Origin of the sequence: Kitasatospora sp. NPDC004745, from assembly GCF_042873275.1 — a bacterium.
Taxonomy (GTDB): Bacteria; Actinomycetota; Actinomycetes; order Streptomycetales; family Streptomycetaceae; genus Kitasatospora.
This window is the reverse complement of the sequence record NZ_JBIALK010000042.1, coordinates 1-20,168: the sequence shown is the minus strand read 5'-3', so window position 1 is coordinate 20,168 and position 20,168 is coordinate 1. Positions and strand designations below refer to the sequence as shown.

Annotated in this window: 21 protein-coding genes; 20 read left to right on the top strand and 1 reads right to left on the bottom strand. The window is 72.7% G+C overall.

Annotation, left to right across the window (positions count from 1 at the left end):
* The first annotated feature begins 54 nt into the window (after positions 1–54).
* Positions 55–663, top strand: coding sequence for a hypothetical protein (locus ACFYUY_RS38040; protein WP_360208585.1), 609 nt, complete (start codon positions 55–57; stop codon positions 661–663).
* Positions 664–688: 25 nt separating this feature from the next.
* Here ACFYUY_RS38040 and ACFYUY_RS38035 read toward each other — a convergent pair whose 3' ends face one another.
* Positions 689–991, bottom strand: coding sequence for a ferredoxin (locus tag ACFYUY_RS38035; RefSeq protein ID WP_360208588.1), 303 nt, complete (start codon positions 989–991; stop codon positions 689–691).
* Positions 992–1,274: 283 nt separating this feature from the next.
* Between ACFYUY_RS38035 and arc the strand changes: the two genes are divergently transcribed.
* The 19 genes from arc to ACFYUY_RS37940 all read left to right on the top strand — a co-directional run bounded on the left by arc (position 1,275) and on the right by ACFYUY_RS37940 (position 19,996).
* Positions 1,275–3,041: a proteasome ATPase gene (arc, locus tag ACFYUY_RS38030; protein WP_360208591.1), complete on the top strand. Its 1,767-nt coding sequence runs from the start codon at positions 1,275–1,277 to the stop codon at positions 3,039–3,041.
* Positions 3,042–3,270: 229 nt separating this feature from the next.
* Positions 3,271–4,782 carry a depupylase/deamidase Dop gene (gene dop, locus ACFYUY_RS38025; RefSeq protein WP_360208594.1) on the top strand — a complete coding sequence of 504 codons (1,512 nt, stop codon included), beginning with the start codon at positions 3,271–3,273 and terminating at the stop codon, positions 4,780–4,782.
* Positions 4,783–4,956: 174 nt separating this feature from the next.
* On the top strand, positions 4,957–5,175 hold the full coding sequence (locus tag ACFYUY_RS38020; RefSeq protein WP_360208597.1) for a ubiquitin-like protein Pup: 219 nt from the start codon (positions 4,957–4,959) through the stop codon (positions 5,173–5,175).
* Positions 5,176–5,340: 165 nt separating this feature from the next.
* Positions 5,341–6,183: a proteasome subunit beta gene (gene prcB, locus ACFYUY_RS38015; RefSeq protein WP_360208600.1), complete on the top strand. Its 843-nt coding sequence runs from the start codon at positions 5,341–5,343 to the stop codon at positions 6,181–6,183.
* A gap of 28 nt (positions 6,184–6,211) precedes the next feature.
* The gene (gene prcA / locus ACFYUY_RS38010; RefSeq protein WP_360208603.1) at positions 6,212–6,967 is read left to right on the top strand and encodes a proteasome subunit alpha; all 756 of its coding nucleotides are present in this window, start codon (positions 6,212–6,214) and stop codon (positions 6,965–6,967) included.
* A 121-nt stretch (positions 6,968–7,088) separates the two neighbouring features.
* Positions 7,089–8,450, top strand: coding sequence for a Pup--protein ligase (pafA, locus tag ACFYUY_RS38005; RefSeq protein ID WP_360208606.1), 1,362 nt, complete (start codon positions 7,089–7,091; stop codon positions 8,448–8,450).
* A gap of 122 nt (positions 8,451–8,572) precedes the next feature.
* Complete coding sequence (locus ACFYUY_RS38000; RefSeq protein ID WP_387907777.1) at positions 8,573–9,562, top strand: FKBP-type peptidyl-prolyl cis-trans isomerase; 990 nt, start codon at positions 8,573–8,575, stop codon at positions 9,560–9,562.
* Positions 9,563–9,823: 261 nt separating this feature from the next.
* The gene (locus tag ACFYUY_RS37995; RefSeq protein WP_360208611.1) at positions 9,824–11,140 is read left to right on the top strand and encodes an FKBP-type peptidyl-prolyl cis-trans isomerase; all 1,317 of its coding nucleotides are present in this window, start codon (positions 9,824–9,826) and stop codon (positions 11,138–11,140) included.
* A gap of 159 nt (positions 11,141–11,299) precedes the next feature.
* Positions 11,300–11,674: an FKBP-type peptidyl-prolyl cis-trans isomerase gene (locus tag ACFYUY_RS37990; protein WP_360208614.1), complete on the top strand. Its 375-nt coding sequence runs from the start codon at positions 11,300–11,302 to the stop codon at positions 11,672–11,674.
* A gap of 165 nt (positions 11,675–11,839) precedes the next feature.
* Positions 11,840–12,826 carry a helix-turn-helix transcriptional regulator gene (locus ACFYUY_RS37985; protein WP_387907773.1) on the top strand — a complete coding sequence of 329 codons (987 nt, stop codon included), beginning with the start codon at positions 11,840–11,842 and terminating at the stop codon, positions 12,824–12,826.
* The gene (locus ACFYUY_RS37980) at positions 12,823–13,797 is read left to right on the top strand and encodes a WYL domain-containing protein (protein ID WP_360208619.1); all 975 of its coding nucleotides are present in this window, start codon (positions 12,823–12,825) and stop codon (positions 13,795–13,797) included. Before ACFYUY_RS37985 ends, ACFYUY_RS37980 begins: the two co-directional genes overlap by 4 nt.
* Before the next feature lie 3 nt (positions 13,798–13,800).
* Entirely contained in the window at positions 13,801–14,031 is a 231-nt protein-coding gene (locus ACFYUY_RS37975; protein WP_387907770.1) for a hypothetical protein, read from the top strand.
* Between the two features lie 20 nt (positions 14,032–14,051).
* The gene (locus ACFYUY_RS37970; RefSeq protein ID WP_360208624.1) at positions 14,052–14,228 is read left to right on the top strand and encodes a hypothetical protein; all 177 of its coding nucleotides are present in this window, start codon (positions 14,052–14,054) and stop codon (positions 14,226–14,228) included.
* Between the two features lie 202 nt (positions 14,229–14,430).
* Positions 14,431–14,730, top strand: coding sequence for a Sec-independent protein translocase subunit TatA (gene tatA / locus ACFYUY_RS37965; protein WP_360208627.1), 300 nt, complete (start codon positions 14,431–14,433; stop codon positions 14,728–14,730).
* 127 nt (positions 14,731–14,857) lie between these two features.
* Positions 14,858–15,748, top strand: a complete 891-nt coding sequence (gene tatC / locus ACFYUY_RS37960) for a twin-arginine translocase subunit TatC (RefSeq protein WP_387907803.1) — start codon at positions 14,858–14,860, stop codon at positions 15,746–15,748.
* A gap of 204 nt (positions 15,749–15,952) precedes the next feature.
* Complete coding sequence (locus ACFYUY_RS37955) at positions 15,953–17,128, top strand: NAD(P)/FAD-dependent oxidoreductase (protein WP_387907767.1); 1,176 nt, start codon at positions 15,953–15,955, stop codon at positions 17,126–17,128.
* 124 nt (positions 17,129–17,252) lie between these two features.
* Entirely contained in the window at positions 17,253–17,570 is a 318-nt protein-coding gene (locus ACFYUY_RS37950) for a (2Fe-2S)-binding protein (protein ID WP_360208635.1), read from the top strand.
* Complete coding sequence (locus tag ACFYUY_RS37945) at positions 17,551–19,002, top strand: NAD(P)/FAD-dependent oxidoreductase (protein ID WP_360208637.1); 1,452 nt, start codon at positions 17,551–17,553, stop codon at positions 19,000–19,002. Before ACFYUY_RS37950 ends, ACFYUY_RS37945 begins: the two co-directional genes overlap by 20 nt.
* Positions 19,003–19,060: 58 nt before the next feature.
* Positions 19,061–19,996, top strand: a complete 936-nt coding sequence (locus ACFYUY_RS37940; protein WP_387907763.1) for a dihydrodipicolinate synthase family protein — start codon at positions 19,061–19,063, stop codon at positions 19,994–19,996.
* Positions 19,997–20,168 lie beyond the last annotated feature (172 nt).

The following is a 20,168-nucleotide window of genomic DNA, read 5'->3' as shown; positions in this document are numbered from 1 at the left end:
CCCGCCCCGTGTGGGACGATGCTCGCTCACACAGACCACTGGAGGGGACGCCTGGTGGAGACCGCGGTCGGGACGACGGCTGGAGAGCAGACGACACCGCGGGGCGGCAGCCGGCCCGGGCACGCGCGAACCGCCCCCTGGCACTGGGCGCTGGCCCTGGCCGGCTGCGGCGCGGTGGTGGCCGCCGGGCTCGCGGCCGGGCCGGCCTCGGGCAGCCCGGTGCCCCTCCACGGCGCCCCCAGGGCACTCGGCGCGAGCGCCGCCCCCGACCCGGCCGCGGCCCAACTGCCGCTCGACTGCGGCCCCTTCCCGGTGAAGGCGGTGCTCAGCATGCCCGCCGTGCTCGGTGACGGCCGCCCCGGCACCGTCGTCGCCGCTCACTGCGACGCGGCCAACGGCACCCCGCCGGACGCCGTCTACCTGCTCGGCTTCGGCCCGGGCGACCGCCCGGTGGTGGTGAGCACCCTGCTCTCCGAGCGCGAGAACCTCACCGTCGGCCGGCTGGCGTTGCGGTCCGACGGCGCCATCACCGGCCACGCGCAGGGGTATTCGAGCGAGGACGTGCCGCGCTTCCGCCCCGACATCTCACTCGACCTCACCTGGACGCGCAAGGGCGGCGGCTGGGAACGCTCCCAGACCGCCGCCCCGGTGAGTCTGACCTGATGCGGGCGCGCGCCCGCCCCGGGCGCTACTCCGCGTCCGGCCCGTACACCTCGACCAGGTCGGACGCCCGGCGCACGTGGATGCAGTCGCCGGGGCAGTCCTTCGCCGAGTCCACCACGTCCTGAAGGAGCGTCAGCGGCACCGGGGCGCTGTCCCCGGGCTGCTGGCGGAGCTCGTCGTCCGGCCCCTTCACGTACGCCAGGCCGTCGATGTCGAGCTCGAAGACCTCCGGCGCGTACTGCACGCAGATGCCGTCGCCGGTGCACAGGTCCTGGTCGATCCACACCTCCAGCTGCTCGGCCGCCGCCGTCTGCTCGGTCTCCGACATGGTTCCCTGCCGTTTCTGTCCCGGGTCGCCCTATTTCCGGGCAATCCCGCCATTCGTACAACGATCGGACCCGGTGCCGCGGTCGCGATCGGATATCACTTCGCTCGACGATACATCTGGCCCGCTTTGGGTGGTGCGCGGTGGGTATCTCCTTAGCAGAGGGGAAGCACGCTGGGGCGAAGATCGGACACGCCCGTTCCATCTTTCTTGATCTAGGGGTTTACGGACCCCTGGTCCCAGGTAGGGTCTGGAAGCGTCCAGCTCCCCGGAGGAGGTGAGGACCGTGGCAGCCCACGATGACGACTACAACCGCAGCACCGGCAGGCCCGCTCGTGGTTCCGACGAGACCGCTCAGCTCTCGTACCTCGAGCAGGAAATCGCCGTGTTGCGCCGCAAGCTCGCCGACTCGCCGCGCAATTCGAGGATCCTCGAAGAGCGGATCGTCGAGCTCCAGACCAACCTGGCCGGCGTGACCGCCCAGAACGAACGGCTCGCCTCCACCCTGCGCGAGGCCCGCGACCAGATCGTGGCCCTCAAGGAGGAAGTGGACCGGCTGGCACAGCCCCCGGCCGGGTTCGGCACCTTCCTCGAGGCCAACGAGGACGGCACCGCCGACATCTTCACCGGCGGGCGCAAGCTCCGCGTGAACGTCAGCCCGAACGTCGCCCTCGACGAACTGCGGCGCGGCCAGGAGGTGATGCTCAACGAGGCCCTCAACATCGTGGACGCGATGGCCTTCGAGCGCATCGGCGAGATCGTCACCCTCAAGGAGATCCTCGAGGACGGCGAGCGCGCCCTGGTCATCGGCCACACCGACGAGGAGCGGGTGGTGCGGCTCGCCGAGCCGCTGCGCGAGACCACCATCAGGGCGGGGGACGCCCTCCTGCTGGAGCCCCGCTCCGGCTACGTGTACGAGGTCGTGCCGAAGGCCGAGGTCGAGGAGCTGGTCCTCGAGGAGGTCCCGGACATCGACTACCGCCAGATCGGCGGCCTGAGCAACCAGATCGAGCTGATCCGCGACGCGGTCGAGCTGCCGTACCTGCACGCCGACCTCTTCAAGGAGTACGAGCTGCGCCCGCCCAAGGGCGTGCTGCTCTACGGCCCGCCCGGCTGCGGCAAGACGCTGATCGCCAAGGCGGTGGCCAACTCGCTGGCCAAGAAGGTCGCCGAGGTCACCGGGCGCCCCCAGGGGAAGAGCTACTTCCTCAACATCAAGGGCCCCGAGCTGCTCAACAAGTACGTGGGCGAGACCGAGCGGCAGATCCGCCTGGTCTTCCAGCGGGCCCGGGAGAAGGCGAGCGAGGGCACGCCCGTCATCGTCTTCTTCGACGAGATGGAGTCGCTGTTCCGCACCCGCGGTTCCGGCGTCAGCTCGGACGTGGAGAACACCATCGTCCCGCAGCTGCTCGCCGAGATCGACGGCGTGGAGGGGCTCGAGAACGTCATCGTCATCGGCGCCTCGAACCGCGAGGACATGATCGACCCGGCGATCCTGCGGCCCGGCCGCCTGGACGTCAAGATCAAGATCGAGCGCCCGGACGCCGAGGCCGCCAAGGACATCTTCTCCAAGTACCTCAAGGAGTCGCTGCCGTTCCACCCGGACGACGTCAAGGAGCACGACGGCTCCCTGGGGGCGACGGTGGCCGCGATGATCCAGTCGGTCGTGGAGCGGATGTACTCCGAGACCGAGGAGAACCGGTTCCTGGAGGTCACCTACGCCAACGGTGACAAGGAGGTCCTGTACTTCAAGGACTTCAACTCCGGCGCGATGATCCAGAACATCGTCGACCGCGCGAAGAAGATGGCCATCAAGGACTTCCTCGACCACGGTCAGCGCGGTCTGCGCGTCTCCCACCTGCTCGCCGCCTGCGTGGACGAGTTCAAGGAGAACGAGGACCTGCCGAACACCACCAACCCGGACGACTGGGCCCGCATCTCCGGCAAGAAGGGCGAGCGGATCGTCTTCATCCGCACGCTGGTCACCGGGAAGCAGGGCGCCGAGTCCGGCCGCTCGATCGACACCGTCGCCAACACGGGCCAGTACCTGTAGGCGCGCGGTGACCGGGCCGCCCCGGCGGTCCCCGGTACAGCACGCACCCGTCCGGCTGTGGCGCCTCGCGGCCCCGCAGCCGGACGGCGCGTCTCGGGGCCCGCCCGTCGGTGCCGGGTTCTAGGCTCGACCCACCGTTCGCGGGCAGAACGCCGGCGCCGGTGTTGTTTCAGCGGTACGTCGGCGTGCGCCGCCCGTGGGGGGCGGGGCACCGGGCAAGGAGGGCCGCATGACCGTACGGCGCGTGATGGGCATCGAGACCGAGTACGGGATCTCCGTGCCCGGGCACCCCAACGCCAACGCCATGCTCACCTCGTCCCAGATCGTCAACGCGTACGCGGCGGCGATGCACCGGGCGCGGCGGGCCCGCTGGGACTTCGAGGAGGAGAACCCGCTGCGCGACGCCCGGGGCTTCGACCTCGCGCGCGAGGTGGCGGACGCCAGCCAGCTGACCGACGAGGACATCGGTCTCGCCAACGTCATCCTCACCAACGGGGCCCGGTTCTACGTGGACCACGCGCACCCCGAGTACAGCTCGCCCGAGGTCACCAACCCGCGCGACGCCGTGCTCTGGGACAAGGCGGGCGAGCGGATCATGGCCGCCGCCGCGCAGCGCGCGCTGGAGCTGCCCAACGGGCAGAACATCCACCTGTACAAGAACAACACCGACAACAAGGGCGCCTCCTACGGCACCCACGAGAACTACCTGATGAAGCGGGCGACGCCGTTCGCCGACATCGTCCGCCACCTCACCCCGTTCTTCGTCTCCCGCCAGGTGGTCACCGGCGCCGGCCGGGTGGGCCTCCACCAGGACGGCTCGGCGCACGGCTTCCAGATCAGCCAGCGGGCCGACTACTTCGAGGTCGAGGTCGGGCTGGAGACCACCCTCAAGCGCCCGATCATCAACACCCGCGACGAGCCGCACGCCGACGCCGAGAAGTACCGCCGGCTGCACGTGATCATCGGGGACGCCAACCTCTCGGAGATCTCCACCTACCTCAAGCTGGGCACCACCTCACTGGTCCTCTCGATGATCGAGGACTCCTTCATCGCCTCCGACCTCGCCGTCGACCAGCCGGTGCGCACCCTGCACCGGGTCTCCCACGACCCGACGCTCAAGCACCTGATCACCCTGCGCAACGGGCGCAAACTCACCGCCGTCCAGCTCCAGCTCGAGTACTTCGAGCTGGCCCGCAAGTACGTCGAGGACCGCTTCGGCACCGATGCCGACGAGCAGACCGTGGACGTGCTGGCCCGCTGGGAGGACGTCCTGGGCCGGCTGGAGCGCGACCCGATGTCGCTGTCCAGGCAGCTGGACTGGATCGCCAAGCGGGAGATCCTGGAGGGCTACCGCAGCCGCGACGCCCTGGAGTGGGACAACCCGCGGCTGCACCTGGTCGACCTCCAGTACAGCGACGTGCGGGCCGAGAAGGGCCTCTACAACCGTCTGGTGGCCCGCGGCCGGTTCGAGCGGCTGCTCACCGAGGACGAGGTCGAGCGGGCCGTCTCCAAGCCCCCGGAGGACACCAGGGCGTACTTCCGCGGCCGCTGCCTCGAGCAGTACGCGGACCACGTCGCGGCCGCCTCCTGGGACTCGGTGATCTTCGACCTGCCCGGCCGGGACTCGCTGCAGCGGGTGCCCACCCTGGAGCCGCTGCGGGGTACCCGCAACCACGTCAAGGAACTGCTCGACCGCTGCCGGACCGCGGAGGACCTGCTCCGCGTCCTGGCCGGCGGGTAACTTTTCGATCACCACGGGTGAACGCCCGCCGAATGGGAATCATCCGGGGTGACAGCGGGTGTCGGACAGGAAGCGCCACCGGCAAACCGGGAGCGGTTGTCGCACCTTGTGTATAGGGTCGGTGCAGCAAGCACCGACCGAACCGTGCCAGACGAATCGAGCGGGGTGAGGGAAATGGCGACCAAGGACACCGGCGGCGGCCAGCAGCGGGCGAACCGCTCTTCCGAGGAGGTCGAGGAGCAGGCCGCGGAAACCCAGAATTCCGACGACCTCAAGGAGCGCCAGGAAAAGCTGAGCGACGACGTCGACGCGGTGCTGGACGAAATCGACGAGGTCCTCGAATCCAATGCCGAGGATTTCGTCCGGGGATTCGTTCAGAAGGGCGGGCAATAGCCCGTCCCCCCGGTCATCGGGAATTCACGGTCGCGACCGTCGAGGGCGGCCGGGCGGCGATGTCCGCCCGGCCGCCCGGCACCGGCCCCCGGCCCGCCTGGACAGTGATCGTCGGGCGGGTAGGGTGCGGGCAGCGCGCGCTTCAACCCACCTGGAAGGAATCGTGTGGAAGCCAACACTCGTGGCACCGGGCGTCTACCGGCTGCCTTCCTGACCCCGGGGTCGTCGTCGTTCCTCGACTTCCTCTCCGAGCACCGGCCGGAGCTGCTCCCCGGCCACCGGGGGCTCCCCGAGGGCTCCGTCGTCGAGGCCCCGCACGGGACGACGATCGTGGCCGCGATCTTCGACGGCGGCGTGGTGATCGCCGGTGACCGCCGCGCCACCATGGGCAACGTGATCGCCCAGCGCGACATCGAGAAGGTGTTCCCCGCCGACGAGTACAGCGCGGTCGGCATCGCCGGCACCGCCGGCCTCGCGGTCGAGATGGTCCGGCTGTTCCAGCTGGAGCTGGAGCACTACGAGAAGATCGAGGGCGCCACGCTCTCCCTGGAGGGCAAGGCCAACCGGCTGACCACCATGATCCGGGGCAACCTGGGCATGGCGATGCAGGGCCTCGCCGTCGTCCCGATGTTCGCCGGCTACGACCTGGACCTCCGCCGCGGCCGGATCTTCGGGTACGACGTCACCGGCGGGCGCTCCGAGGAGCGCGGCTTCGCGGCCACCGGCTCCGGCTCGGTGTTCGCCCGGGGCGCGATGAAGAAGCTCTACCGGGAGGGCCTGACGGCCGAGCAGGCCTCGACGCTGGTCGTCCAGGCGCTCTACGACGCGGCCGACGACGACTCCGCCACCGGCGGCCCCGACCTCGCCCGCAAGATCTTCCCGATCGTCTCGCTGATCACCGAGGACGGCTTCCGCCGCCTCACCGAGCCGGAGGTCTCCGCGATCGCCGTCTCGATCACCGACCAGCGCCTCTCGCACCCCAACGGCCCGCAGGCCCCGCTGCTCTAGCCACCTCTCAGGAAAGGGACGACCGCCGGTGTCGACACCGTTCTACGTCTCGCCCCAGCAGGCCATGGCGGACCGCGCGGAGTACGCCCGCAAGGGCATCGCGCGCGGCCGCAGCGTGGTCGTGCTCACCTACGCCGACGGCATCGTCTTCGTCGCGGAGAACACCTCCAGGGCGCTCCACAAGGTCTCCGAGATCTACGACAAGATCGCCTTCGCGGCGGTCGGCCGCTACAACGAGTTCGAGAACCTGCGCATCGGCGGCGTCCGCTACGCCGACCTGCGCGGCTACTCCTACGACCGGGCCGACGTCACCGCCCGGGGCCTGGCCAACGTCTACGCCCAGACCCTCGGCACCATCTTCTCCTCGGTCGGCGAGAAGCCGTACGAGGTCGAACTGGTCGTGGCCGAGGTCGGCCGGACCCCGGACGAGGACCAGATCTACCGCCTCACCCCGGACGGCTCGATCGTCGACGAGAAGAACTACGTCGTGGTCGGCGGCAACGCCGACTCGATCGGCAACTACCTGGGCCAGCGCCACCGCGCCGGGATGAGCCTCACCGAGGTGGTCCGGGCGGCCGTGGACTCGCTCGCCCGCGACCCCAACGGCGGCAGCCCGCGCACCCTGACCCCGGAACAGCTGGAGGTCGCGGTCCTCGACCGCCAGCGGTTCCAGCAGCGCAAGTTCAAGCGCATCCTGGGCGGCCAGCTCGGCCGGCTGCTCGACGGGGACCAGTCCGCGGAGTCGGACGACGAGGACGACCCGGCGGACACCGCGCCGGAGTAGCAGTGCCTGCGGAGTCCCGTACGGCGGCCGGACGGAGGCCGTACGGGACTCCGGTGCCCCTGCGGCGGCCCGGCCGCCGTGGAGGCGGTTTCGGACAGCTCCGACACAGAATGGAGTGCTCATGGACCGCCGGATCTTCGGGCTGGAGAACGAGTACGGCGTGACCTGCACGTTCCGCGGGCAGCGACGGCTGTCGCCGGACGAGGTGGCGAGGTACCTGTTCCGCCGGGTCGTCTCCTGGGGGCGCAGCAGCAACGTCTTCCTGCGCAACGGCGCCCGGCTGTACCTGGACGTCGGTTCCCACCCCGAGTACGCCACCCCCGAGTGCGACGACGTGACCGAGCTGGTGACGCACGACAAGGCGGGCGAGCGGATCCTCGAGGGCCTGCTCGTCGACGCCGAGCGCCGGCTGCACGAGGAGGGCATCGCGGGGGACGTCTACCTCTTCAAGAACAACACCGACTCGGCCGGCAACTCCTACGGCTGCCACGAGAACTACCTGGTGGCCCGGCACGGCGAGTTCTCCCGGCTGGCCGACGTGCTCATCCCGTTCCTGGTGACCCGCCAGCTGATCTGCGGCGCGGGCAAGGTGCTGCAGACCCCGCGCGGCGCGGTCTACTGCGTCAGCCAGCGCGCCGAGCACATCTGGGAGGGGGTCAGCTCCGCCACCACCCGCTCCCGCCCCATCATCAACACCCGCGACGAGCCGCACGCGGACGCCGAGCGCTACCGCCGGCTGCACGTGATCGTCGGCGACTCCAACATGTCCGAGACCACGACGCTGCTCAAGGTCGGCGCCACCGACCTGGTGCTCCGGCTGATCGAGGCGGGCGTGGTGATGCGCGACCTCACCCTGGAGAACCCGATCCGGGCGATCCGCGAGGTCAGCCACGACCTCACCGGTACCCACCAGGTGCGGCTCGCCAACGGCCGGGAGGCCAGCGCGCTGGACATCCAGGAGGAGTACTACAGCAAGGCGCTGGAGTTCGCCGACCGCAAGGGCATCAACACCGGCACCATCGCGCGCGTCCTCGACCTGTGGGGCCGCACCCTGGAGGCCGTCCGGACGGAGAATCTGGACGGGGTGGCCACCGAGATCGACTGGATCATGAAGTACAAGCTCATCGAGCGCTACCGCGAGAAGCACCAGATGAGCATGTCCAACCCGCGGGTGGCCCAGATCGACCTCGCCTACCACGACATCCACCGCCGTCGCGGCCTCTTCTACCTGCTCCAGGGCAAGGGCCAGGCGCAGCGGGTGACCACCGACCTCAAGACCTTCGAGGCCAAGTCGATCCCGCCGCAGACCACCCGGGCCCGGCTGCGCGGGGACTTCATCCGCCGGGCGCAGGAGCAGCGCCGGGACTTCACGGTGGACTGGGTGCACCTGAAGCTGAACGACCAGGCGCAGCGCACGGTGCTCTGCAAGGACCCGTTCCGCTCGGTGGACGAGCGCGTCGAGAAGCTGATCGCCGGGATGTAGTCCCCGGGTCGTGATCAGGGCGGTGTCCGGCCCCGGTGGTGGTGTCTACCGGGGCCGGACACCGTCCGGGCATACGCTGTCCGTCGAGTCAGGGCCGACCTCGATCGACAGTAAGGACCACCGTGCGCCGCACCGCCGGTTTGCTTCTCACCCTGCCGCTGCTGCTGGCCGTCGCCTGCAGCAGCTCGCCCAAGGCGGCCGGCCCGGCGTCGCCGTCCGCGGCCAGTGCGCCGCCCACCGTGCCGGCGCCGGTGACCGAGGCCTCCCCGATGCCCACCCTGTCCGGCGGCGGGTTCGGCAGCAAGGCCACCATCACCATCCCCGAGGGGCAGCAGCCCAGCGGCCAGTTCGTGGTGAACACGGTCAGCGAGGGCGAGCGGTCGACGGTCAACAAGGGCGACTGGGTGACGGTCAACTACACGGCCAAGGACTGGACGACCGGCAAGGACCTGCCCAGTTCCTACGACCCGGGCGGCAAGCTGCAGCTGTACCAGGCGGGTAGCGGGCAGCTGGTGCCGGCGTTCGACCAGAGCGTGATCGGCAAGAAGGTCGGCAGCAGGCTGCTGGTGGTGGCCCCGCCGGCGGCGGCCTTCGGCGACCAGGGCAGCACCCAGCTCGGCGTCGACAAGAACGACACCGTGGTGTTCGTGCTGGACATCATGGAGAGCCTGCCGCAGGACTCCACGCTGTCCGGCGCCATGACCCAGCCGCCGGCGACCCTCCCGCAGGTCAAGGACAACGGCAAGGCCCCGGTGACGATCACCGTCCCGGCCGGGCAGGCGCCGCCCACCGACCTGCAGCAGGCGGTGCTGATCAAGGGTGAGGGCAAGCAGGTCAAGAGCGGGCAGACGCTGGTGGTGCAGTACACCGGGGTGCTCTGGAGCAACGGCCAGCAGTTCGACTCCTCCTGGACCCACGGCGGCGCCCAGGCCGTGCAGATCGGCACCGGCAGCGTCATCGAGGGCTGGGACAAGGGGCTGGTCGGCCAGACCGTCGGCAGCCGGGTCGAACTCGTGGTGCCGCCCGCGCTCGGCTACAAGGACCAGGCGCAGGGCTCGGTGCCGGCGAACTCCACGCTGGTCTTCGTGATCGACATTCTGGAAGCGGTTTAGGGCGTGTCTGAACCATTCGCGTCGCACGCCCGGCGGGAATTGTCAGAGACGCGCTAGGAAGTCCCCCGCAGGATTCCGTACGCTTGGGCGGACGCTCGTACACCGAAGCGTCCGCCCTCATCCTGAGCTGTCATACTGCCCTCGCACTGTGGCAGGTGCCGCCCGGCGCCGAGGTCCGGGGCGGACGGTGCGGCGGCACACCGGCGCTCACGACGCCGGGAGCAGACCTGGAAGACCTCGTGGCGAGATGGATGGGGAGTCATGACTGAGAAGACGCCGAGCCCGGGCGGGGCCGGCACCGCGGCGAACGACAGCTCTGCGGGTGACCCGGCCGCCTCGCGCCCCGGCGGCCCGCTTCCGGGGGACGGCGAGTCGATCGTCGTCCCGCCGTCGATCCTGAAGCAGCAGGCCGGCTGGGCGCAGCCCGGCGACAGGCCGCGTGCCACGGGCGGGACGAAGACCGACGACACCCCGCAGATCTTCGCCTCCACGGTGCGCCGGGGTGACACCTCGGAGGCCGGGTACGACGAGAACCCGCCCGGCGTGGGCCGCCTGGGCGTGATCCTCGGCACCGTGCTGGCCGTGCTGCTGGCCGGCAGCGCGGTGACGCTCTACATGGTCAACAAGGACGGCGGCTCCAAGTCGGACACCGCGGCCAAGCCGGACGCGGCCCAGAGCGCGCCTCCCACGCCGACCGCCGACCCGGTGCCGCCGATCAAGGACAGCGCCAAGGTGCTGCCGACGATCACCGGTGACTTCGGCAAGAAGGCCGACATCCAGGTGCCCGGCGAGGCCTCCGACGGCTCCTTCGTGGTCAAGGTGCTGTCCGAGGGCACCGGCGCCAAGGTGGACAAGAACTCCTGGACCTCGGTGGACTACACCGCCAAGGACTGGAACACGGGCAAGGACATCCCGAGCTCGTACGACAACAACGGCAAGCAGCAGATCTTCCAGGCCGGCACCGACGCGCTGATCCCGGCGCTGGACCAGGCCGTGCTCGGGAAGAAGGCCGGCAGCCGGATCCTCGTGGTGGCCCCGCCGGCCGCCGCGTTCGGCTCCCAGGGCAAGTCCGACATGTCGATCGGGCCCAAGGACGACCTGATCTTCGTGATCGACATCCGCAACGCCAACGCGCCGGACGCCGTGGTGAGCGGCACCGTGACGCCGCCGCCGGCGGACTTCCCGCAGGTCAAGGACAACGGCAAGAAGCCTGCGGACATCACTCCGGTGGCCGGCGCGGCCGACCCGACCGAGCTGAAGACGCACGTGCTGATCAAGGGCACCGGGCCGAAGGTGGAGAAGGGCGAGAAGGTCGTCGTCCAGTACACCGGCGCGCTGTTCAAGGACGGCAAGATGTTCGACTCCTCGCTCAGCAAGGGCCAGGCGTTCTCCTTCCCGGTCGGCGGCGGACAGGTCATCCAGGGCTGGGACCAGGGCTTGGTCGGCCAGACCGTCGGCAGCCGGGTCGAGCTGGTGATCCCGGCCGCGCTGGCCTACGGCGACAAGGGCCAGGGCGACATCCCGGCCAACGCGCCGCTGGTCTTCGTGGTCGACATCCTCGACGCGGGTCAGGGCTGATCCACTTTCGGGTGACAATGGTGTGCGTGTGACCTTCGGGTCCGGCCGCGTGGCCGGACCCGGACGGGCGGCGGGCGCCCGTACCGTGGTCCGGGAACGGACCGGGTGCGGGCGCCCGCCGCTTGGTCGTGACTGCAAGCGAATACGAGAAGAGGGACTGTGAGCCTCAACGAGAAGCCCGAGATCGACTTCCCGGTCGGCGACGCCCCGACCGAGCTGACGATCCGCGACATCGTCGTCGGTGACGGCGAGGAGGCCAAGCCGGGCCAGGTCGTCAAGGTCCACTACGTGGGCGTGACCTTCGCGACCGGCGAGGAGTTCGACGCCAGCTGGAACCGTGGCAGCGCCTTCCAGTTCCCGCTGGGCGGCGGCCGCGTCATCAAGGGCTGGGACCAGGGCGTCGTCGGCATGAAGGTCGGCGGCCGCCGCGAGCTGGTCATCCCGCCGCACCTGGCGTACGGCAACCAGTCGCCGACCCCGGCCATCCCGGCCGGCTCGACCCTGATCTTCGTGGTCGACCTGCTGGGCGTCTGACCCGGGCACGACCGTGGGCCGGACCCCTCCGGGGGCCCGGCCCGCGGGCGTTTCCGGAGGCGGCTTTTGCAGTGCGTACCGCGACCGGTACGGTCGGTCCCGCCGGGTGACGACCACCCGGCGGGCACACCCCGCGCGCGGCGCGGCACACCGGAAGGGTCAGCGATGGCGATCGCCAAGGCAGAGCGGCTGATGAATCTCGCCCTGTGCCTGATGAACACCAGACGTCCGCTCTCCAAGAAGGAGCTGCGGGAATCCATCGAGGCGTACCGCGAGGCCTGGCAGAACAGCAGCGAGGACGCCTTCAACCGGATGTTCGAGCGGGACAAGGACGACCTGCGCGAACTCGGCCTGGTGATCGACGTCGACGAGAACGCCCTGGACGGCGAGCTCGGCTACCTGGCCCGCGCCGACCGCAACCGGCTGCCCGAGATCGCGCTGGACGCCGAGGAGGCGGCCGCGCTGACCCTGGCCGCCCGGGTCTGGCAGCAGGCCAAGATGTCCGGTGCGGCCAGCGGCGCGCTGCAGAAGCTGCGCGCGGCCGGCGTGCCGTTCGCCGAGCCCGAGGGCCGCACCGCCCTGGAGCCGCGGATCCCGGCCCGGGAGGCCGCGTTCGAGCCGCTGCTCACCGCCGCCCGCGACCGACGCGCGGTCAGCTTCGAGTACCGCAAGGCCGGTGCCGCCGCCGTCGAGCTGCGCAGCGTCGAGCCGTGGGCGCTGGAGTGCTGGCGCGGGCACTGGTACCTGGCGGGCTGGGACCGCGACCGCGGCGACGCCCGGGTGTTCCGGCTCAGCCGGATCACCGGCAAGGTCCGGGCCAGGAGCGGAGCCTTCCTCGGCACCGTGCCCGAGCACGTGGACGTCCGCGCCACCGTCGCCAAGTTCGCCGGTGAGGGCGCCACCGCCACCGCGACCGTCCGGGTCCGCCGGGGGGCCGGCTTCCCGCTGCGCACCAAGGCGCTCGCCAGCACGCGGGTCGACGACCGCTGGGACGAGCTGGAGATCCCGTACGGCAACGGGCTCGGCGCGGACCTCGCCGAGTTCGGCCCGGACGTGCTGGTGCTCGGCCCCGAGGAGCTGCGGGCCGACGTGATCGACCGGCTGCGGGCCGTGGCCGGGCTGGACGCTGTGACCGAAGGGGTCCACGCATGAGCAACGCGATCGACCAGACCAGGCGGATGCTGTCGCTGGTCACCTACCTGCGCGAGCGGCCCGGCGCCGAGGTGGCCGAGGTGGCCCGGGCGTTCGGGATCTCCGAGCGCGAGCTGATCGGCGACCTCAACGTGCTGCCGATGTGCGGCACCAGCTTCCGCGGCGGCGACCTGCTCGACATCGACACCGACGGCGAGCGGATCTGGTGGCACAACGTCGACGACGTGGCCCAGCCGCTGCGGCTGGCCGCCGACGAGGCGACCGCGCTGCTGGTGGCCGCCCGTGCGGTGGCCGGCCTGCCCGGCCTGCGGGCCGGTGACCGGGAGGCGCTCACCCGGGCCGTCGTCAAGATCGAGAACGCGGCCGGGGAGAGCGCGGCCGGCAGCGCCAGGGTCGGCGTGACCTTCGAGGCCGAGGGCCACGTGTTCGCCGACATCGACCGCGCGCTCAGCGAGGGGCGCCGGCTCTGGCTGCGCTACTACTCGCACGGGCGCGGCGGGATGACCGAGCGCGAGGTCGACCCGATCCGGCTGCTCACCGAGGGCCACACCTACCTCGAGGCCTGGTGCCGGACCTCCGAGGACCACCGGATGTTCCGGCTGGACCGGGTCGCCGAGATCCGGGTGCTGGACGTGCCGGCCGACCCGCCCCGGCGCGAGCCGCGCGACCTCAGCGGCGGGCTGGTCAACCCCTCCGCCGACGACCCCGAGGTGGTCGTCGAGGTCTCCTCGGGCGGGCGCTGGGTGGCCGAGTACTACACCCACGACCGGGCCGAGGAGCTGCCGGACGGCGGGCTGCGGATCACCCTGCGCAGCGCCGACCCCTCGCAGCTGCGCCCGCTGGCGCTGCGGCTGGGCCGGGACGGCCGGATCGTCTCGCCGCCGGAGCTGGCCGGGCAGGCGCGCTCGGCGGCGCTGGCCGCGCTGGCCGCCTACGAGGGGACGGCGGCCGAGGGGGAGGGGCGGGCCTGATCGGTGGAACCCGGGACCAGATTCAAGGTGTACTGCTCCGAGTGCCGGGAGAAGGTGGAGCTGCCGGCCGAGGAGTTCCGGCTGACCTTCGGCCGCACCCCGGCCCAGGCGCACTACAGCTTCGGCTGCCCGCTCTGCGGGGCGTCGGTGCGCAAGGCCGCCGGGGAGAAGATCGTCGCGGCGCTCACCGGGGCCGGCGTCCGCACGATGCGGCTCGTCCCGGCCGAGGGGTAGCACACCGATAGGGTGGGGCCATGTCCTGGATGCTCGTCGCCGCCGTCCTGCTCGCCACCGCGGGCCTGTTGGTCCTCGGGGTCCTCGCGATCCGGCTCTGGCTGGCCGTGCGGGCGCTGGCCGAGGGAGTGGACGCGGCCTCCCGGGCGCTGGCCGACGCGGCGGGCGAGCTGGCCGCCGCGGTACCGGGCCGGTAGCGCGCTCCGGCGGGGGCGGGAAGCGTCGGCGGTACGGGGGCTGCTGCGTGCGGGGGCGCGCGGGTTACGCTCTCAGGAGGCTCCTGCACCTGCGAAGGGGGCCGCTGTCCTGTTCGGGCGGCCGTCGTCGTGGCGTCATCCGCAGCGGTTAGCATCCGCGGCGGACGGCCCGTCGGGCCGCCATGACTGAAGGTGGTCGCACATGCGCATCTCGATGACCGCGATCGTGGTGGTCGCGGTATTCGCCGTCCTGCTCTTCGGTGCCAAGCGACTGCCCGATCTGGCGCGTTCGCTCGGTCAGTCGATGCGGATCCTGAAGAGCGAGGCCAAGGCGATGCGCTCGGACGGCGAGTCCGCGGACACCCCGGCGCCCGCGCCCCAGCAGGTCGACGGCGCCGCGGCGCGGACCATCCAGTCCGCCCCCGGGGCGTCGGCGACGGCCCGTCCGGTGAACGAGCCGGCCGCGGGGGCCACCGCGCCCGACGGCGACCGCCCGCACTGAGCGCGGCGCACGTGACGCACGCGACCACGAAGGCCCGCCGACCGGCGGGCCTCGACGCACGAGTTGAGGACCGGGGTTGAGCAAGCTCTCCAAGGCGTCGAACGCGCCCAAGGATCCTGAGGGGCGGATGGCCCTCGCCGACCACCTGCGGGAACTGCGGAACCGCGTGGTCAAGTCGGTCCTGGCGATCGTGGTCATCACGATCATCGCCGCGGTCTACCACAAGCAGCTCGAGGACTTCCTGCTGAAGCCGCTGCCGCGGTGCACCGCGGAGACGGCTGGCCAGTACCACGGGAAGTGCGCCCAGGTCTCCAACATCGGTCTGACCGCCGGTTTCACCTGGATGCTCAAGGTCTCGCTGACGGCCGGCGTGGTCGCGACCGTGCCGATCTGGCTCTACCAGGTGTGGGCCTTCGTGGCGCCCGGTCTGCACAAGCACGAGAAGAAGTACTCGATCATCTTCATGGCGGCCGGGGCACCGCTGTTCCTGGCCGGCGTGGGCTGCGCGATCCTGGTCCTCCCGACCACGGTCGACGTGCTGATCTCGTTCACCCCGAACAACACCACGCCGATCCTGCCGCCCGAGGACTACCTCGACATCGCCACCCGGATGGTGCTGGTCTTCGGCCTGGCCTTCGAGTTCCCGCTGCTGCTGGTGATGCTGAACGTCGTCGGGATGGTCACCGGGAAGCGGCTGCTCGGCTGGTGGCGCGGGATGGTCATGGCCATCACGGTCTTCGCGGCCTTCGCGACGCCGAGCGCCGACCCGGTCAGCATGCTCACCCTGGCCGCGCCGATCTGGGCGCTGTACTTCATCGCCGTGGCGATCGCGCTGTTCAACGACCGGCGCAAGGCCCGCCGCAACCCCGACGCCGGGCTGAGCGACGAGGAGGCCTCGGAGCTGGACCTCTCGGTGCAGCCGGTGGCCGGAGTGGAGACCGTCCGGGCGTCGAGCGCGCCGACGGCGAGCGCCCCGGTGCCCGCCGCACGCGGCGAGCAGATCGACGACATCACCTGATCCGGGGCCGCAGGACCCGGTAGTGCACCGTGAGGCCCCGGCCCGCCGCCCGACGCGGCGGGCCGGGGCCTTCGCGCTGGTCCGGAGCGGTTCCGGCCCGGCTCCGGTGCGGATCCGGCAGGTCCCGGGGCCGGCCGGCGGGCCGGTCGCGGACTCCGGCGGGGCGGTCTTGGCAGGGTGGATGGCATGTGACATATTACTGACGTGCTCAAGACCCAGAGACCTCCACTGGATGTCGTCGTGGTCGGCGCCGGTGTCGTCGGCGCCGCCTGCGCCTACTACGCCGCCCGCGCCGGGCTCGCCGTCGCCGTCGTCGACCGCGGGCCGGTGGCCGGCGGCACCACCGGCGCCGGCGAGGGCAACCTGCTGGTCTCCGACAAGGAGCCCGGGCCCGAACTCGACCTCGCCCTGCTCAGCACCCGGCTCTGGCGCGACCTCGCCGAACACCTCGGCCCGGCCGTGGAGTACGAACCCAAGGGCGGCGTGGTCGTCTCGGCCACCCCGGCCGGACAGGACGCCCTGCGGGCCTTCGCCGCCGGGCAGACCGCCGCCGGCGTCACCGCCGAGGAGGTCCCCGCCGAGCGGCTGCGCGAGCTGGAGCCCCACCTCGCCCGCGGCCTGGCCGGCGGCTTCCACTACCCGCAGGACGCCCAGGTCCAGCCCGCCCTCGCCGCCGCCCACCTGCTGCGCGAGGCCCGCCGCCTGGGCGCCGAGCTGCTCACCGGCGAGACCGTGACCGCCGTCGACCGCGGGCCGGACGGCGTCGTGCGCGGCGTGCGCACCGACCGGCGCCGGCTCACCGCCCCCGCCGTGGTCAACGCGGCCGGCACCTGGGGCGGCGAGCTCGCCGGGCTCGCCGGAGTGCACCTGCCGGTGATGCCCCGGCGCGGCTTCGTGCTGGTCACCGAGCCGCTGCCGCGGATCGTCCGGCACAAGGTCTACGCCGCCGACTACGTCGCCGACGTCGCCAGCGGCTCGGCCGCCCTGCAGACCTCCGCCGTGGTGGAGGGCACCCCCGGCGGGCCGGTGCTGATCGGCGCCAGCCGGGAGCGGGTCGGCTTCGACCGGACGCTCTCCCAGGAGGTGCTGCGGCGGCTCGCCGGGCAGGCCGCCGCACTCTTCCCGGTGCTGGAGGACGTCACCGTGCTGCGCACCTACCGCGGCTTCCGGCCGTACCTGCCGGACCACCTGCCGGCCGTCGGGGCGGACCCCCGGGTGCCCGGGCTGTACCACGCCTGCGGCCACGAGGGCGCCGGCATCGGGCTGGCCCCGGCCACCGGGCTGCTGATCAGCGAACAGCTGACCGGCAAGCAGCCGGAGCTGGACCTCACGCCCTTCCGGCCGGACCGCTTCCCGGCGGAGTCCGCGGCCGGGGCCTGAGCGCCGCGCCCGGCCCGCGCGGCCCGGCCCGTACGGCCGGGCCCGCGTGAGCGGCCGCGCCGGGCCCGACGCCCGCCCCCCCTTCCCCGACCACCCGAACGCCACCGAAACGGAGGAGCCGCCGATGCGCCGCCGCACCCCCGCCGAACTGGTCGGGGCCGAGCCCGGCCCCGCCCACCACATCGAGTTCGACGGCCGGCCCGTCCCCGCCCTGCCGGGGCAGTCGATCGCCGCCGCGCTCTGGGCCGACGGCGTGCTCGCCTGGCGCACCACCCGGATCGGTGGCCGCCCCCGCGGGGCGTTCTGCGGCATCGGCGCCTGCTTCGACTGCCTGGCCACCGTCGACGGCCGCCCCAACCAGCGCACCTGCCTGCTCCCCGCCGAGCCCGGCACCACCGTCACCACCCAGGAGGGCAACGGCCGTGCCGACCTCGCCGTCTGACCGGTCCACCGCTGCCGGGGAGCCCCCGCGCTACGACCTCGTGGTCGTCGGCGCCGGGCCGGCCGGCCTCGCCGCCGCCGTCACCGCCGCGGACCTCGGGCTGCACTGCGCCCTGCTGGACGGCGGGCACGACACCGGCGGCCAGTACTACCGGCACCCTGCGCCCGGGCTCGGCGCCGCCCGCCCGGACCGCCTCCACCACGGCTGGTCGGTCTACACCGGCCTGGCCGGCCGGCTCGCCGCCCACCAGGAGGCCGGCCGCGTGCGGCTGCGCACCGGCCACCAGGTGTGGGCGCTGGAGCGCACCGGGGACGGCTTCGCCGTGCACGTCACGTGCGGGCCGGAGTCGGCCGACCGGACCACCGTCCGGGCCACCGCCGTGCTGCTGGCCACCGGCGCGTACGAGCGGCAGCTGCCCTTCCCGGGCTGGACCCTGCCCGGGGTGGTCACCGCGGGCGGCGCCCAGGCCATGCTCAAGTCCGGGCTGGTGCTGCCCGGGCGGCGGATCGTGGTGGCCGGCAGCGGCCCGCTGCTGCTCGCGGCGGCGTCCTCGCTGGTCACCGCCGGGGCCGAGGTGCCCGCGGTGGTCGAGGCCACCGCCTACCTCGGCTACGCCCGGCGCCCCGGCGTGCTGGCGGCCGTCCCCGCCAAGCTCGTCGAGGGCGCCGGGCACGGGAGCGCGCTGCTGCGCCACGGCGTGCGGCTGCGGCCGCGCAGCGCCGTCGTCGAGGCGCACGGGACCGACCGGGTCACCGCCGTCACGGTGGCGCGGCTGGACGCCGACTGGCGTCCGGTGCCCGGCACCGGGCGCCGGATCGACTGCGACGCCGTCGCCGTGGGCCACGGCCTGTTGCCGCAGATCGACCTGGCGACCGAGCTGGGCGCGGCCACCCGCACCGCCCCCGACGGCGCGGTCGCGCTGCGGGTCGACGCCCGGCTGCGCACCACCGTGCCCGGGCTGTGGTCGGCGGGCGAGACCAACGGCGTCGGCGGCGCGGACCTCGCGATCGTCGAGGGCGAACTCGCCGCGCACGCCGTGGCCGACCGGGCTCCGGCGCCGGCCCTGCTGCGCCGCCGGTCCCGGCTGCGGGACTTCGCCGAGCTGATGGCCGCGGCGCACCGCCCCGGCCCCGGCTGGACCGGCTGGCTGACGCCGGAGACCGAGGTCTGCCGGTGCGAGGAGGTCCCGGTGGCGCGGGTCCGGGAGGCCGTGGACGAGCTGGGCGCGGGCGATCCGCGCACCGTCAAGCTGCTCACCCGGGCCGGGATGGGGTGGTGCCAGGGCCGGATGTGCGGTCCGGCCGTGGCCTGCCTCTCCGGCTCGGGTGAGCCCGGGGCCGACCGCCGCCCGCTGGCCTGCCCGGTGCCGCTGGCACAGCTGGCCGCGGGGCCCGGCGGGGATCCGGGAGAGGCCGGCCCGGCCGGCGCGTAGCCCGTCGTCGAACGCGCGGGCCGGGGACCCTTGTCTCCGGCCCGTCCCGTCTAATAAAATGTCACACCTCACCAAGGAGCTCACCGTGTCCATCACCCCGAACGACACCACCCGCCCCTGGCGCGGCGTCATGGTCGCCACCACGATCCCGCTGCGCCCGGACCTCTCCGTCGACTACGACGCCTACGCCGAGCACGTCCGCTGGCTCATCGAGTCCGGCTGCGACGGCGTCGTCCCCAACGGCTCGCTGGGCGAGTACCAGACGCTCACCGCCGAGGAGCGCGCCCGCGTCGTCGAGGTGGCCGTCGAGGCGGCCGGCGACGGCTCCCGGGTCATGCCCGGCGTGGCCGCGTACGGCAGCGCCGAGTCCCGCCGATGGGCCGAGCAGGCCGCCGAGGCCGGCGCCGGATCCGTCCTGCTGCTGCCGCCGAACGCCTACCGGGCCGACCACGCCTCCGTGCGCGCGCACTACGCCGAGGTCGCCAGGGCCGGCCTGCCGATCGTCGCCTACAACAACCCGATCGACACCAAGGTCGACCTCGTCCCGGCACTGCTCGCGCAGCTGCACGGCGAGGGCTCGATCGTCGCGGTCAAGGAGTTCAGCGGCGACGTCCGCCGGGCCTACGAGATCGCCGAACTGGCCCCCGGGCTGGACCTGCTGATCGGCGCCGACGACGTGCTGCTGGAGCTGGCCCTGGCCGGCGCGGTCGGCTGGATCGCCGGCTACCCGAACGCGCTGCCCGAGGCCAGCGTCGCGCTCTACAAGGCCGCCGTCGCGCACGACCTGGACACCGCGCTCCCGCTGTACAAGTCGCTGCACTCGCTGCTGCGCTGGGACTCCAAGACCGAGTTCGTCCAGGCCATCAAGCTGTCGATGGACATCGCCGGACGCCCCGGCGGCCCGGTGCGCGCCCCGCGCCAGCCGCTCACCCCGGAGATCGAGGCGGCCGTCCGCGCGGCCACCGAGAAGGCGCTGGCCGAGGGCCTCGCGTAGCAGGACGCAGTCACCAGGCCGGCTGCGGGGGCAGCCGGGCCCCCCCCCCCCCCCCCCCCCAACCCGGGGGGGGGGGGGGCGGCCCCCGCCGGGCCCCCCCCCCCCCCCCGGGTGGGGAGCCAAAGCCCCCCCGCACCGGGTGACCCCCCCGGCCACGCCCCCCCCCGGGCGG

Excerpts from the sequence above, each read along its gene's own strand:
- dop (WP_360208594.1), top strand. The coding sequence starts at position 3,271 with ATGACCGTACGGCGCGTGATGGGCATCGAGACCGAGTACGGGATCTCC.
- ACFYUY_RS37950 (WP_360208635.1), top strand. The coding sequence starts at position 17,253 with ATGCGCCGCCGCACCCCCGCCGAACTGGTCGGGGCCGAGCCCGGCCCC.
- ACFYUY_RS38035 (WP_360208588.1), bottom strand. The coding sequence starts at position 991 with ATGTCGGAGACCGAGCAGACGGCGGCGGCCGAGCAGCTGGAGGTGTGG.
- ACFYUY_RS37995 (WP_360208611.1), top strand. The coding sequence starts at position 9,824 with ATGACTGAGAAGACGCCGAGCCCGGGCGGGGCCGGCACCGCGGCGAAC.
- ACFYUY_RS38020 (WP_360208597.1), top strand. The coding sequence starts at position 4,957 with ATGGCGACCAAGGACACCGGCGGCGGCCAGCAGCGGGCGAACCGCTCT.
- ACFYUY_RS37940 (WP_387907763.1), top strand. The coding sequence starts at position 19,061 with ATGTCACACCTCACCAAGGAGCTCACCGTGTCCATCACCCCGAACGAC.
- tatC (WP_387907803.1), top strand. The coding sequence starts at position 14,858 with ATGGCCCTCGCCGACCACCTGCGGGAACTGCGGAACCGCGTGGTCAAG.
- pafA (WP_360208606.1), top strand. The coding sequence starts at position 7,089 with ATGGACCGCCGGATCTTCGGGCTGGAGAACGAGTACGGCGTGACCTGC.
- tatA (WP_360208627.1), top strand. The coding sequence starts at position 14,431 with ATGCGCATCTCGATGACCGCGATCGTGGTGGTCGCGGTATTCGCCGTC.
- ACFYUY_RS37970 (WP_360208624.1), top strand. The coding sequence starts at position 14,052 with ATGTCCTGGATGCTCGTCGCCGCCGTCCTGCTCGCCACCGCGGGCCTG.
- ACFYUY_RS37980 (WP_360208619.1), top strand. The coding sequence starts at position 12,823 with ATGAGCAACGCGATCGACCAGACCAGGCGGATGCTGTCGCTGGTCACC.
- ACFYUY_RS37985 (WP_387907773.1), top strand. The coding sequence starts at position 11,840 with ATGGCGATCGCCAAGGCAGAGCGGCTGATGAATCTCGCCCTGTGCCTG.